Source organism: Sphingomonas parapaucimobilis NBRC 15100 (genome assembly GCF_000787715.1).
GTDB lineage: Bacteria > Pseudomonadota > Alphaproteobacteria > Sphingomonadales > Sphingomonadaceae > Sphingomonas > Sphingomonas parapaucimobilis.
In genome coordinates, this window is sequence record NZ_BBPI01000103.1 from 1 (window position 1) to 14350 (window position 14350).

8 protein-coding genes and 2 pseudogenes are annotated in these 14350 nt (G+C 62.6%); 7 read left to right on the plus strand and 3 right to left on the minus strand.

The window, feature by feature from the left end:
* Both SP5_RS20025 and tnpC read left to right on the plus strand, forming a co-directional pair.
* Positions 1 to 90 (plus strand): annotated as a pseudogene (locus tag SP5_RS20025) (IS66 family insertion sequence element accessory protein TnpB); the annotation flags it as partial.
* A gap of 61 nt (positions 91 to 151) precedes the next feature.
* Positions 152 to 1728: pseudogene (tnpC, locus tag SP5_RS17900) on the plus strand (IS66 family transposase).
* A 21-nt stretch (positions 1729 to 1749) separates the two neighbouring features.
* Here tnpC and SP5_RS20035 read toward each other — a convergent pair.
* Together SP5_RS20035 and SP5_RS17905 are read right to left on the minus strand one after the other, a co-directional pair.
* Positions 1750 to 2043, minus strand: a complete 294-nt coding sequence (locus tag SP5_RS20035) for a DUF6538 domain-containing protein (RefSeq protein WP_369386103.1) — start codon at positions 2041 to 2043, stop codon at positions 1750 to 1752.
* A 449-nt stretch (positions 2044 to 2492) separates the two neighbouring features.
* On the minus strand, positions 2493 to 3137 hold the full coding sequence (locus SP5_RS17905; RefSeq protein ID WP_157013800.1) for a GIY-YIG nuclease family protein: 645 nt from the start codon (positions 3135 to 3137) through the stop codon (positions 2493 to 2495).
* Between the two features lie 446 nt (positions 3138 to 3583).
* On the opposite strand from SP5_RS17905, the gene SP5_RS17910 reads away from it, so the two are divergent.
* The 5 genes from SP5_RS17910 to SP5_RS17940 are packed head-to-tail and all read left to right on the plus strand — an operon-like array spanning position 3584 to position 14153.
* Complete coding sequence (locus tag SP5_RS17910; RefSeq protein ID WP_167334741.1) at positions 3584 to 6802, plus strand: SNF2-related protein; 3219 nt, start codon at positions 3584 to 3586, stop codon at positions 6800 to 6802.
* A gap of 5 nt (positions 6803 to 6807) precedes the next feature.
* The gene (locus SP5_RS18620; protein ID WP_052811632.1) at positions 6808 to 9261 is read left to right on the plus strand and encodes a helicase-related protein; all 2454 of its coding nucleotides are present in this window, start codon (positions 6808 to 6810) and stop codon (positions 9259 to 9261) included.
* Complete coding sequence (locus SP5_RS17930; RefSeq protein ID WP_042491391.1) at positions 9258 to 10163, plus strand: hypothetical protein; 906 nt, start codon at positions 9258 to 9260, stop codon at positions 10161 to 10163. Before SP5_RS18620 ends, SP5_RS17930 begins: the two co-directional genes overlap by 4 nt.
* Positions 10156 to 13425, plus strand: coding sequence for an ATP-binding protein (locus tag SP5_RS17935; RefSeq protein ID WP_042491393.1), 3270 nt, complete (start codon positions 10156 to 10158; stop codon positions 13423 to 13425). The genes SP5_RS17930 and SP5_RS17935 overlap by 8 nt, the downstream gene beginning before the upstream one ends.
* On the plus strand, positions 13425 to 14153 hold the full coding sequence (locus SP5_RS17940; protein WP_042491395.1) for a vWA-MoxR associated conflict system protein: 729 nt from the start codon (positions 13425 to 13427) through the stop codon (positions 14151 to 14153). Before SP5_RS17935 ends, SP5_RS17940 begins: the two co-directional genes overlap by 1 nt.
* On the opposite strand, the gene SP5_RS19685 is transcribed toward SP5_RS17940, so the two are convergent.
* Positions 14133 to 14350, minus strand: a 218-nt coding sequence (locus SP5_RS19685) for a hypothetical protein (RefSeq protein WP_042491397.1), incomplete at its 5' end; no start/stop codon positions are given. The genes SP5_RS17940 and SP5_RS19685 overlap by 21 nt on opposite strands.

Below are 14350 nucleotides of genomic sequence, written 5' to 3' on the forward strand. Positions count from 1 at the left end.
ACGCTGACGCCTGCGCAATTGTCGATGCTGCTGGAAGGCATCGACTGGCGGCGGCCCGAGCGGGCGTTCGCACCAACGCTGGCTGGGTAGAAACGGCGGTTTTTCGCCACTTTCCCTCGCTCGCCGACCTGCAATCTGCTATGGAAACAGAGTGTCGGAAGCGCCCGTTTCCCCTGTTGATGCCACCGCGCGGATTGCCGCGCTGGAGGCTTCGCTCGCCCGGGCCAATGCCGCCCTGGCTGCCCGCGACCTGCTCATCGATACGCTGCGCGGACAGATCGCGCGGCTGCGGCGCATGCAATTCGGCGCCTCGTCCGAGAAGCTCGGCCGCGAGATCGAGCAACTCGAACTGGCACTGGAAGAACTCGAGACGGAGCGCGACGCGCCTGTACCCGAGGCAAGCATCCCTGGCGTGGTGGCACGGCCAGTACCCGTCCGCAGTCTACCCGGACACCTGCCGCGCGAGGAGGTCGTCCATGAGCCGGCGTCGGGTGCCTGCACCTGTCCGGACTGCGGTGGTGCGTTGCGTCCGCTCGGCTCGGATGCGCACGAGATGCTCGACATCGTGCCGGTGCGCTGGCGGGTCGTGCGCAACGTCCGCCCCAAATACAGCTGCCGGTCCTGCGAGAAGATCGTCCAGGCATCCGCGCCGGTAAGCGCCATCGCGCGAGGCAAGGCGACCTTCGCGACGCTGGCGCATGTCGTCGTCTCCAAGTTCGACCACCATCTGCCGCTGTACCGCCAAGCCGAGATGATGGCGGCGCAAGGGCTCGACATCGACCGCTCGACATTGGCGGGTTGGACCGGACAGGCCACAGCACTTCTCGACCCCATCGTCAGCCGCATCCGGGACGAAGTCCTTAAGGCCGACAAGGTCCATGCCGACGACACGCCCGTGCCGGTGCTCGATCCCGGCCGGGGCAAGACCGCGACCGGGCGGTTGTGGGTGTATGCCGCAGACGACCAGGCATCCGGCAGCACGGCGCCGCGTGCGACCTGGTATCGCTTCACGCCAGACCGCACCGCCGCGCACCCGCTGGCCCATCTCACCGGCTTCCGCGGTTTTCTCCAGGCCGATGCCTATGCCAGCTATGACGGGCTCTACCGCAGCGGTGTGACCGAAGTCGCGTGTTGGGCACACTTTCGCCGAAAGGTCTTCGACCTGCATGAGCGGTCACCCACGCCGCTGACCACCGACATCCTCGAGCAGATCGGCACGCTTTACGCTGTCGAGGCCGAGGTCCGTGGCCAACCACCCGACGTGCGATGTCGAGCCCGACAGGAGAAAAGTCGACCGCTGGTCGACGCCTTGCGCGAGGTGCTCGACGCCAGCTTGCGCCGCCTGTCACCGAAGTCCGACATGGCAAGGGCCATCGCCTATGGCACGAAGCGCTGGCCAGCGCTGTCGCGCTTCCTCGACGATGGCCGCCTGGAGATCGACAACAATATCGCGGAGCGTGCGCTGCGCGGTGTCGCGGTCGGACGCCGTAACTGGTTGTTCGCCGGCTCTCGCGCAGGTGGCGAGCGGGCCGCGGCCATCTACACCGTCATCCAGACCCCGGCCTTCGCCGGGGCAGGCTCTGCAAGGCCAATGGCGTCGACCCGCAGGCCTATATCGCCGACGTCATTGCCAGGGTCGCGGGCGACTGGCCTGCCAGTCGGTGGGACGAACTCATGCCCTGGAACTGGATGCCCCCGGCAGATCAGCCGACCGCACAAGCTGCGTAATCTGCGGCCTCCACGCCGCGCTTACTTATCAAAGGCAATCAGGCACGCTGGTATGAGCCTCTTGGCTTCTTTCCGATCTTTCGTGCCGAGCGACCGGACCCACTCGCGTCTTCCACCAAACCGCTGCCGTTGGGCCAGCGGGATCGAGCGCCGGAAATAGTAGGTGCCGCCATCACGCTTAAGCAGATACGCGCTCATCTTTGCCTCGCTACGATTGTAGCAGACAGTCGTTACAAGCAGCGATTTTTGTAAAAAACCAAGCCTTTTCAATGGCTTAGGGTGGATGGTGCGCTTACAGGACTCACAACTGTTCATGCAGGCCGCAGAAAAGCTCAGCTTTTGGCCAGCATTTTAATCCGTGGCCCCTGTGTGGCCCATCCCAAATTCGGTCCCCTTCTTGGCGTCGAACCCATGCCGGCTGGAACACCGTGCATTGCTCTTGGACCTAATGAGAGTGGCGATTCGGCGTGCCTTCACCTTTGTCGGCGGCTAAGGCTAGCTCGGGAAACAGCCAGCTTGCCTTGTAATGTCGATGTTGGGAAACGGATGCCCAGAAGAGCTTGGTCGCTGGGCAGCTAAGCGATTGTTTTCGCAGTCAAATCATAGACTTGCAAAGTCGCCAATGGCATCAATAGCACGATCAGGATTCGTGGAAAAGGGTGGACGGAGTCGGACGCGATGGGCCGCCAGGAACCGGGGCGGCATTGCTTCGTCCGATCGGGCTTGATCATCACGCGGCGCGATCGCACGGCGTAGACGCTCCATCAATCATCCGCGACAGGCTTGAACCAGGGATTCTTTTCGGATGGGCGGATCTGCCAAAGGAATGTCTTGCCACGATTGTCCAATGGCGCGTTACAATTGCCTGTGAATGCATGGTCGATCGTACCTTCACGCCCAGCGATTTTGTTCAGAAGGGGTTTCTCGCCAAACTTCTCGTGAAACTCCTCAAGCAGCCAGTGTTCGAAGTCCTTGAAGGCATCGGGTGATCTACCATCGCCGAATTCCTCCATGTAAAATTTGAACGGGACGTCTCGTAAAGACCGAGACATGTCGAATATCCAGTTATGCAGATGCGTCCGTAGACGAGTGCTGATTTTTCCTCGCCCGATATACATGATCTCTGAACAGCCCCGTGCATAACTCACACCGAAGCCATGCCCGATTGAAATCACATATATTCCGTTCCTGACCTCACCGAACCAGTGTTTGTTTCGCGTGTCTTCCACGCCCTTATCCCAAGTGTCCCGGATAACCTTGAGAATCCGCGCAACCGTCGCCTTCTTGAGGCTTGCCTGCACATCCTCGTGAAGGCGATCGAACTTGCGCAAATCGAAGCCGAGGCCCTGGCTCTCCTCGAGGACACTAATGAGCCCCGTTTGCTTCCAATCGACCTTGAGCGTCGCCATCCGGCCCCCGTCATCGCGTTTCCTCATTCTAACGCGGCAAGCCTAGAATCACAGGCGATTAGCAGCGGAATGGCGCCCCTTCGGTCACTTTCATTTTATAGATGCTGACAATACGTCCCGCAGAGGTCAAGCGAAGCATGCTGACGCTTGTGCAAGGCTGGGCCGCGCCAGGAATCGACGGGAACCGAGTACATTGGCGACCTGGGTTCTGAGATGTGATCGGGCTCCTCCAATCCGCCCTTGACGACAGGGAAACCTCAATCCGACATCAGCGGCAAGCGACTGCAGAAGATAGCTCCACCCGCCAGAAGCAAGGTAGATTTTTCACGATAGGAGCATAGAGTTGAAGTCAGAAGGGGGCGAGCTATGGCTGAGTCGTTGGCACTGCTTTTGAGCTATTTGCGCGGGCAGGTCGTGTGAATGCGCCAGTCGGCAGCCTCGTGAATGTGGCCGCACTCGGGCAATTGGGAGTGGGCAAACTCCACAAATATGATGAGCTAGGACGGGCGGTAGTCCACTTCGGCGGTGAAGGCACGAGGACGCTCGCGCCCAAAACTCCCATCGCGCGGGCGCGCCTGAGCGAATCAACGCCGGTTCGGTTCAAAACCGCCGCAGGCACGGTTGCCACGGGCGACATTGTCGACTTCCTGATCAAGCGTGAAGACGGTGGTTTTGTCTACCGGGTTCGCGCCAACGGCCAAATGCATGACGTCTGGGAAGGGCTGATCATGCCCGTCGGTGAGACAACCGATCCCATGCAACTGATGAAGGCGTATCGCTGGGACACACCGCGAAGCTACGTCGCCCGCTGGTCGATGGCCGACATCTATGGCCGTTGGTGCGCGGCATCGGGCGGGCTACCTGCAATGCTGGGGGCCCGGGTAGTGCCGCTCGGGCATCAGATATATGCGGCACGTCGCGTCCTGTTCGATCGCACGCCCCGCTTCATCCTTGCCGACGAGGTCGGTCTCGGGAAGACGATCGAGGCCGGCATGATCATCCAGGCGCTCCAGGCGGAGCGTCAGGACCTCAGCGTCCTCGTTGTGGCTCCGGGCTCGATGTCGCGCCAGTGGCTCACGGAAACATATCTCCGCTTCGGAGCGCGCGCCTACCATCACATTGATTGCGCGAGGATGGCCGAGGAGAGTCGCGCCTCGTTAAGCGCTCTCGTTAGCGGTCAGAGGCTGGTCGTCGCCACTACGGCGCTTGAGGCGCACGCCGAGCTTGCGGAAATGATCACTGCTCGCCGCTGGGATATGGTAGTGATCGACGAAGCGCACCAGATCCCGCCCGATCATGCCCTCTATCCTCGATTGCAGCGGCTCTCACGGCAGTCCGAAGGGCTCCTTCTGCTGTCCGCGACCCCATCCAAGCGCGACATGGTAGGCCTCGTTGGCCTGCTCGCGTTGGTGGCGCCCGAGGCGTTCGCGGACGAAACGGTTGACAGTTTCCAGGCGAAATATGACCGCCAAAGTGCTGTCTGGGACCGTCTTAACTTCACGCGCAAGCTGATTGACGCGACCGCGGCCGAGGGCCGTGAACTCGACCCCGATGAAGTCGAGTTCGTTGCCGACGAGTGGGTGGGCCTGATCGAAGGGGACGACCTGTTCGATGCCCTTCTGAACCGTATGCGAGCCGGCGAAGCGGAGGCCGCAATCGAGCTCATTGCGTACGTGCAGGAGTTTCACCGGCTCGATCACCGGATTATCCGGACCCGGCGCGCGACGCTGGCGAGCGAGACCACCAGTTGGCCGGAACGGACCTTGGTGGAGCTGCCTTGGTCGGCCAGCCAAGCCGAAGCTATTTTTCTGAACCATCTTGAGGAACTGCCACTGGGCAACGGGGCTGAAGCCCGAGCGCTGCGCGCTCTTTACCAGCGGTTTTGCTCAACCTCTCCCAAGTCGGCGATGCGCTTTCTGGAAGAGCGCCGAGAAGCGCTCGATGATGAGCCTGGCGGGGCTGCGGGCGACCCGGTGGCGAGAATAGCGGCTGATACTGGCCCCAATGACGAGCCGATCATCCTCGCCGAACTCGTCCGGAGTCTGACCCGCCTGGATGGTGAGGAAAGCTGGCTCCGCACCGCTCATGGTCTTGCAGAAGCCTGGCATCAGGAGGGCGGCTTCAGCCGCGCTGATCTCCTAGCCGACTGGCTGACCGACCATCTGCGTGATCCCGAAAACCAGGTTCTGGTGTTTGTGCAGGATGCCGAAGCTGCCGATGACCTCGCCGACCGGCTGGAGGCTCGGCACGGCAAGCACGCCGTTGCCCGGTTCCATTGCGAAATCGACGAGGAGGACCTGGCGAGCACGGCTTTCCGGTTTCAGCATGACAAGAGTTGCCGAGTGCTCGTGTCAGACGAACTCGGGGGTGAGGGCCGAAACTTCCAGAATGCCTCTGCCGTCGTCCACTTTGACCTCCCAGTCTCCTGCGCACGGCTTGAACAGCGCATCGGCCGGCTGGACCGCGTCGGGCGCCAGAGCGATCGTGAAGTTCTGTCGGTCGTCCTTGAACCCGCAAGCTCCGCGGACCATGCCCTGCTAGAAACCCACCGCGACGTCTTCCAGGTCTTCAATCGGTCAATCGGCGGCCTGGAGTTCATTCTCCCTAAGCTGCAACTGCAGGTTCAGGCGGCCTACGGCGAGGGTCCCTCGGCCTTGCGCGCGATCACTGGCGATCTCCGCGCGGAGGTCGACGCGTCGCTCACCGCCACCGACGAGGCATTCGATATCTCGCTCGACGCGACCAAGCCGCAGCTCGAACGATCCATCGCCCTGGCCGCAGGGATCGAGGAAGAGAGCGACACAGCGGAGGGCGCATCGACGCTGCGGTCCTGGGCGTCGCGCCTAGGGATTCAGACCAAGAAGCGCGACGATGGAAGTAGCGAGTTCCGATGGACCAATGGCTCCCTCAATGTCAGCAGCGATCGGCTGAAGATCGGCGCGGGCACCGACTCGGAAAGTCGCCTCCTGTGCGGAACATTTGCTCGACAGACGGCGCTTGCACGTGACGACCTGCAATTTTTCGCGCCTGGCCACAGCCTGATCGACACAATGATATTCGAGGCCGAGCACGGAAGGCATAGCCGGGTAACGGCATTCATGCTCGAAGGCTTCGCGAAGCATAAGGGCACCTTGCTCCTTCAGGTGCTCGCCCGGTCCGTTCTTGATGAAAGGCTTTGGCGGGGCCATGACATTGGTCCGGGGCTCGCCGCTCGAGCACGCTCGCTCCTCTGGCCCGAGGTCACGGCCGAGATCATGCTGCTCCGGGATGGCCGCGGCGCTCACCAGGACATCGTCACCCATGCGGGCCTTCGCGGCTTCCTTGACCACCCGCGAAAGGACCTGACCTTGCGACCTATAGAGCCGTCGATGGTCAGCGAACTGCCGTTTCTTCCGGAACTGTGGAACTCGATCGACAGGTCCGTTCCCCTGGCCCTCGCATCTATCGAAAAGCGTCGGGCAGCCGCTGCCGAAGAGCGCGGGGATGCGCTTGAGACAAGCCTGCGAGGCGAGCTTGGGTTTCTGCGGTGGCAGGCACGTACCGCTAAGGACCTAGACTCCGCGGACGCCTTTCAGGCTGCCATCGAGGCGAGGCTGGCTCTTATCCAGTCCACCCGTTCGCCGCGCACCGATCTCTTGGGGCTCGCCTTGGTCGCCCTGGTTTGAGACCCATGACAGCGACTATCCGGAAACCCTGGTATATCGCCGCGCAGCAGCGCGCCGTGCGCGCATTCAATGCGAGCAGTGAGCCGGGCGATCGCGGCGCCATGCTGCGCGAACTCTGTCGCCTCCACGGTGGCTATCTGGATCTCTCCGGAAGCGAGTTCGCGGTCACCGACAATGATCTGGTGAATTTGCCGCGCTTCGGGCTGAAGCGGGTGACGGTGCCCGGCAGCGATGCACTCATCATCGATGACGCCGAAGTTCTCCCCATCGCCGGCCTGTCCGATGTCCTGCGCCTCGATCCGACGCCGCGTCAGACTTATTCGTCTGCTTGCGCCGACGCGTTGCTACTGCGTCACAGCCCGTTCGATCGATATCGCGCGCCCACGCAGAAGGCGGCGATCCGCGCGCTGGCGACAATGCCTGACGGTGCCACGCTACTCGCAACGCTTCCCACCGGCGCGGGCAAGAGCCTCCTGTTTCAACTCGCTCCTTTGCTGGCCTCCGCCCCAGGAACATGCTGTGTCGTTATCGTTCCCACGGTGGCGCTCGCGCTTGCCCACGTCGACAGCCTGAGGACGATCCCTGGGCTCGAAGCGAGCGAGTGCATCTATGGCGATCAGGACCAAGCTACTCGTTCGGGAATCTACAATGCGTTCGGCCGCGGCGAAGTGCCGGTGCTCGTCCTCTCACCCGAAGTGGCTTTGGGCGCCGCGCGCGAACTCCTGATCGAGGCCGCTCAGGATCCGAGCCAGAAGCTGCCGAGTCTGGACGCGCATTTGACGACCTTCTTCGTCGATGAGGCGCATATCATCGAATCCTGGGGACGGTCATTCCGGCCGGACTTTCAGCGCCTGCCAGGACTGGTCGACGCGCTGCGCGACTCCAATCCGGCCCTGCGGACGGTCCTTCTCTCTGCGACCGTCAACGAAGCTGCCCGAGTCGAACTCAAGCGCGCTTACGGTGCCGCCGAGTTTCTGGCCGTCGAGGCGAAGGTCGCCCGCTACGAGTTCGATCTCGTTCACGCTCGCATCGAAACCGCTGCCGAACGTGACGCCTTGCTGGTCCGATTGATCGATCGGCTGCCGCGACCGGCGATCATTTACACGACGCTCGTCAATCACGCTGAGCGTCTTCACGACGCGATCAAGGCCAATGGCTATAAGCGGCTGGCGCTCTTCACCGGCCAGGTCGACGACGGCACGTCACGACTGCGGATCGTTAGCGACTGGCGGGCGGGGAATATCGATCTCGTCGTTGCCACATCCGCCTTCGGCATGGGTATCGATAAGGACGACGTCCGCGCGGTGGTCCACGCCTGCGTGCCCGAGTCTCCATCCCGCTACTATCAAGAGATCGGCCGGGCGGCGCGCGATGGAAATCAGGCGCTTGCCCTCATGCTCTGGACGGACGATCGCGGGGTTGCCGGAGATTGGCGACAGGCGCGACGCTTGTGGTCTGGCGGGTGGCTCCGCCCTGCGATGATGCTCAAGCGATGGCGCGCAATCGTCAGCGCTGCCGATGCGCTTGGCGAGAGCACAATCGTGGCGGGCATGCGGCGGTTGGTCGTGCCGCTCGACGCAGCGCATGAGGATCTCGCCGCCGGCGACACCGACTATAACCGCGATTGGAACCGGAGCCTGCTCAACATGCTCCAGCGAGCCGACGCGATCACGATCCAAGCGACAGAGAGTCGGGGCGACGTGCCGGTCTGGCATGTGGACATACGAGAGCCGCTACTACTCGATGCCGGGGAGAACGACGCCTACTGGGCGGGAATCGCGGATTTGCGGATGAAAGAGCGATCGGCCGCGCTGTCCGATCTCAACAACTTCAAGGCCGCAATCTTCAAGCCACAGATTTGCGTCTCGGCCGCCATTTTCGAATTGGTCGAAGCAGGAAGCCCACTGGTGCCGCCCTGCGGCCGCTGCGCCTATTGCCGCGGCCGGGGGATCGCGTCACCGAAGCTGGATGACATTCACTTCGAGGGGTTGGATCGGCGATGGCCGCATTCCCTGGGCGAGAGCGGGTTACGTCCTGGGGTGTCCATCCTTCATCCGTCGCGTGATGACGGAACGATCAGCGATGACCTCATTGAGGGCCTGATCGGTGCGGGCGTCGAGCAATTCATCGTCCAGGATCATCTCGCCGGTGATTTCGCGCACCGACTCGTCGCCTTCGCGTGCCGCTATGGGCTGGTCAGCAGCCATGCCGACGTGCAGGGAGATTGGCGCCCGGCGCTGTTGCCCACCGCAGTCTTCATCGACGGCCAAAGCCGCGTCGAGCGGCTGATCGAGCGGATTGAAGGCTGGGCCGCTGCCAATCCCGCGCAGCGACTGATTGTCATCGCACCGCCAGAAACAGCCGTCCGCGGCAAGCCGATCGTCAACATCCTCTCGAGTAGCGCTCCCACCAGCGAGGCGGCGCTTCGAGCCTTCGTCAAGGAAGTGCTGCCCCAATGAGCCTGCTGAGCGACACCAACTATTCTCCGCAGCGCGTCTACGCCTTGCTCCGCCTGCTCGGGGCACAGGATGGGCAACTGGGTTTCGACAGTATTCGGACCTGGCTGAAGCCGACGCTCCGCGGCGTCGAGCAAAAGGGGTCGGAGGAGAACATCAACATCCGACAGTTGCTCGGTGCCACCGCCAGCCTCGGATTGATCGAGTCCCCATCTCAGAATCAATACAAGCTGACGGTGCCCGTCCCGGCGACGATCGAGGCATTTGCCGACGCCGTTCACGATCGCCTTGTTGCGCTTGATGTGGATCATGCCGACTCGATCGTGCTCGAAGCTTACGCGGCGATGGTGGTGCTGACCGAAGCGGAACAGGGCACGTCATGGCTGGACCTCAATGCCAAGGATCGAGCGGCCAAGATCAACAAGGCTGTCCGAGCCGCCGACGCTGACGACGAGGATGAGGAGAAGAAGCGGTTCAATGCGACGAAATCCTCTCCGTGGAAGCGCTGGATGATCTTCCTTGGCTTAGGGGTATCGATGCCAAGGAGCGACTTCTATCCCTATCCAGCCCAGCGCCTTGAGCGCGAGGTCGCTCGGCTGAGGTCGGAGCAATCCCTCCCCAAGACGCTGGAGATCGAGGCCTTTATCGGGGGCATCGCGGAGCGGATGCCGTATCTGGATGGTGGCCGCTTATTCCTTGCGTCCGTCGAGCGTGTGCGACTGCCGCCGCTTGGACGACGTGTGTCTCGCGTGTTGAGCGGAACCCTCCGCGATCTTCACGATGACAAGCGTCTGGTGCTCGATGCCATCGGCGATGCGAAGGAGACCTACGCACTGACCCAGGAGCCGCATCCCGTGAGGAACATCAAGGCCGTGACGCTGGAAGGACAGGCCAACAATGTCTGAAGCAATGCATGGGACCTGCTGGACCGAAGACCGCGCGCATGCGGTGCTTCGCTCGGTCGCGCTGGCGAATGACGAAGCGGAGTTCCTTGCCGTTCATCAGCCAATCCGCGACTTTCAAGTGTCTACGACAACCGGTCGGGGCATCGAGGCAAGCGATGAAGCTCTCCTCGCCGACCTTTCCGACCCAGAGACGCGTTACGCCTTTTGCATCGTCGAAGGCGAGCCCGGCGCAGGCAAGTCGCATCTGATCCGGTGGCTGGACGTCAAGTGGAACGCGGACGATCTGGTGATGCTGATCGAGCGTGCCGACGGGAGCTTGACCGGCACGCTCAGGCAGTTGCGCGATCAACTCGGCGCCCAATACGGCTATCTCTTCGAGAACCTCGCGCAAAGCGTTGAGGCTTCGTTCGATGGACGCGTTAAGCTGTTTCACGCCAACCTCTCGGCGTCCCTCAGCAAGTCCTTTTTCGAGACCCCGATGGGCGATGAGGACTGGTGCGCCACGTGGGAGCTCGAACGCTTGATCGGCCATCAGGCCGTTCAGGAGAAATGGGGCGGACCGGAGCGGATTCTCAAGGTCATGTCAGGGGACGGCGGACAGCGCAACTCAGCCTCGGCAAGCTTCAACCTCTATGACATTGCCGACCTCGCCCAGGTCCAATTGGCGGTCGAAGGCCTTCCTCCCAAGGCGCTGATGCTGATGCGCACCTTGAAGAAGGAGACCGACCGTATCGCCCCGGCGAGGGCAGCCGATGTGCCTGCCGCCGAACTCGAACTCGATGAGACGCTCGAGATCCCGCAAGCCCGCAGGCTGTTGAAGGCTCTCAATGATCGTCGCAATTTCGCGGTCCAGCACATTCTCGGCATCACGGTCGATGGTCTCCGAGACATGTTCTTCAAGCTACGCAAGGAGCTGCTGAAGGAAAAGCGGCGACTGGTCCTGCTGCTCGAGGACGTCACGAGCTGGGAGGGCATCGACGGCCAATTGATCGACTCCCTGGTCGTCGATGCGAGGACGCGGAGCGACGTCTGCGACATGATCTCCGTCGTCGGCATGACGCCCCTGTACCTGAAGGGCATCCAGGGCAACTACAGCGGCCGGATCACGCATGTTCTGCGTCTGGGCAGGGTGCGTCAGTCAGGTGGGTTCCAGGAAACAATTCAGCTTGCCACGGAGGAGTCGCAGGCCGAGTTCGCGTCACGTTATCTTCGGGCCGTGCGGATCGACCGACCGGAGTTGGAGGCTTGGCACAAGGCCGGCGCCAATCCGGAGACAGTCCCCAACAAATGCCAGACATGTGTTGGCCGTGATGCCTGCTTCGCGGCGTTTGGCGCATCGGACGGGATCGGGCTGTTTCCGTTCAATCGGAACGCCATCACGAACATGTTCGAGAAGCTTGAGGATCCCAAGGGAACACAGAGCCTCCATACCCCCCGCGGGATGATCCAAGGCGTGCTCGCGCCCGTGCTCCTTTATCCGTCCCGCCTCGACGCAGGCGAGTTTCCACCCGCGGAGATCGAGTTTTCCGAATGGATGCCCGAGCGCTCGCTGCAGCCGAGCGGCTTCCTCGCCCAAGTGATCGATGCTGCCGAGCCCGACCTTGGTCGGCGGGAACAGCTGCGCCGCCTAATGATGCTCTGGGGCGACCGCACGAGCGAAGTTCACGTCGGCATCACGGCCGAAGGCACGCGCTCCGTGTCGGGCGTGGCGGAGGGCGTCTTCGAGGCTTTCCGACTCCCTTGGCTCGGCGAGGGCCTGGACTCGGCTGGAACCCGGTCGGCTGCTGTGGCGGTCCAGCCGATTGCACTGACCTCGGATGTGCCAGCGCCGGAGGCGCCCGCAGGCCCCACTCGGTCTGCCCCGCCTCCACCAACTCCTTCGCCTTTCAGCTCGTTGACCGCGACAACTTCTGGAAGGCTGAGTTCGGCTGGCGGGAAGTCGTCGCCAACGAGTCCGGCTGTCTCTACGACGCGCCTCAAAGCGCTCGCGGAGCAAGCGCTGCTCTGGCGCGATGGTAAGCCGATCAGCGATCCGAGCGCCTGGGAAATCCTGCTGATCGACCTGATGAACGAGGCGCGGGAACTGCTTCCCGAGCCGAAGTTCGGGCTTTGGGAACGGGTCTTCACCAAGGACAATGTGAAGCTAGAGGGGTCGGGCAGAACCGACATTCGGCACTTCGTCATTCCCCGGGAAGATTGGGCGACCCGCGGGATCGAAGCCTACCTCACCAATCGGTTGGGCACAGCCCTCCAGTCGCTTCAACTCGAGAGCAACCGCCGCGCGATTGCGAGATTGCTGCGGCGCCTGTCCGAACTCGCATCGGCGCAGCTGGAGCGCCGCCTGGCTCAAGATGACCCATGGTCGATCGATGGGGCGACGGCTCAGGTCTTGCTGGCCCGAGCCTGGCTTCGCGGCGCGATCTCACCAGATTCACCGCTGGAGGAGCAGTTCCAGGAACTGCTCTCTGAGGAGCAGGAGGCGAAGAGCCTTCCGGACGATCGGGTCGAGTCCTGGGGCGAGTTGGTCAAGGCGACGAGCTACTGGCACGACAAGCTTCGCGGGATGCTGAGGCAATTGCTGAACCTCCCGCTGGGTAGCGGTGCTCCGCTGATGAACGCGGGAGCGGTCGCGGGCGCGATGAAAGGCCTTCGCGACACGATGCGGACGGTGCCGGTTCCCGCCAAGCCCGAATTCTCCAAGGGGCTTGAGGAAATCGGCAAGCTTGTTGAACTTGCCCGTCAGACTGATAGTCAATTGCGGCACATTCCCGAGCGCGAGAACAAGAGCCTATCGCAGCGCAAGGAGCGCGCCTTGGCTCTGCTTCGTCAATCCAGCTTCAGTCATCATCTTGCGAAGGTCGACGATGCAATGACGCGAACCGTCTCGGCGTTCGTCCAGGCCGCGCCCGTGCAATATCAGGAATATTCGACGGCCCGGAACCGCTCCGCGAATGCGGGGCTGTTGAACGAGACTGATCCCGCTTGGGAGCGATTGGCAGACTATCTACTCTCGGATGACGTCGGTTTCCAAGGAGAGGCGGAGAAGCTGGCGCACTCGCTTGGGGTTCCGATCGCAGCCTTGCGGCTCGCTTTGGAGACGCTGGAGAAAGCCGAACTCGCGGTTGACGCAGCCTATAAGTACGCGCGCGCCTTCGTCGAGGGCAATCAGAGCGCCGGCGATCTCTCGGTCGTACAAAGCTTTGGCGAGCGATTGGCGGCCGCCGCCGAAGCGCTGCAGACCAAGCTTGATGAGGTCGCGTAATGGACGATGCACCCGACACCACGCTCGCTCCGCTGGACGAACTGATCGAGCTATTGCCCAAGATCGACAAGGCCAAAGAGCGTGCCCGACTTGGAACCGCGCTCCAAAAGGCGACAGCGTCAGCAGAGCGGCTGGATGGCTGTCCCGCTTTGCTTGAGGGCCTGGCCACACTGGTGGAAGCGGCCGATGCGGACTTCGAGGCCGTGCGATCCGAGATCGGCGCGTCGCTCGGCGAGATCGTGAAGATGAGCCGCATTCTCGCAGGCGAGCCCACGATCGACCAGCTGGACGCAATCAACCAGATCGGCCTGACCCGACTTCCCTTCGAGATGGAGAAGATCGAGAGAGGTATCGAGGGCGTGTGGCGTAAGGCCGCCCAGGATGCGCTTGGGGGACAGGCGGCACTCGGCGAAGTGCTGACCAATATTCCCGGGGTCGAGGCGCTCGGCAGCGATCTGCTGAAGCTGGCAGCCCGTGCCAAGAAGCTCGAGGACCCGAGCCGCCCGCCCGCTGATCGCGTGAAGGAGCGCGACTCGCTGGTGGTGGAAGCATCCGCGTTGAACGATCGACTGCTTGCGGTCGGCGTTGCTCCGCCGATCGCGGCATTCCTTGTGGCTGTCGCTGCTCGGCCGGTGCGATTGTCAGACCTGACGGATGAGATACTCGGCTGGATCCGGGATCATGACGCCTTGGCCCTGTTCACGGTGTCAGCCCATGGCGCGACATGAATCCATGAAGCGCGTGAGCAGTCGGCGGCTTACCGCAACCTCCGCAAGCATCGACGGCATGAGGTCGCTGTCTCCATGGAGGCAGGCCAGGCAGCCGTCGAAGCAAAGCCTTCCGCTGACGCGGTAGATCTGATCGGCCAGGCGTTCGCCCGGGGAGAGGCTGCCGTCCTGCGCCGCCCCTTCGATCTGTGAATACG

Coding starts and splice junctions, on each gene's coding strand:
- SP5_RS17930 (WP_042491391.1), top strand. CDS start 9,258: ATGAGCCTGCTGAGCGACACCAACTATTCTCCGCAGCGCGTCTACGCC.
- SP5_RS20035 (WP_369386103.1), bottom strand. CDS start 2,043: ATGAACAGTTGTGAGTCCTGTAAGCGCACCATCCACCCTAAGCCATTG.
- SP5_RS17940 (WP_042491395.1), top strand. CDS start 13,425: ATGGACGATGCACCCGACACCACGCTCGCTCCGCTGGACGAACTGATC.
- SP5_RS17935 (WP_042491393.1), top strand. CDS start 10,156: ATGTCTGAAGCAATGCATGGGACCTGCTGGACCGAAGACCGCGCGCAT.
- SP5_RS17905 (WP_157013800.1), bottom strand. CDS start 3,137: ATGGCGACGCTCAAGGTCGATTGGAAGCAAACGGGGCTCATTAGTGTC.
- SP5_RS18620 (WP_052811632.1), top strand. CDS start 6,808: ATGACAGCGACTATCCGGAAACCCTGGTATATCGCCGCGCAGCAGCGC.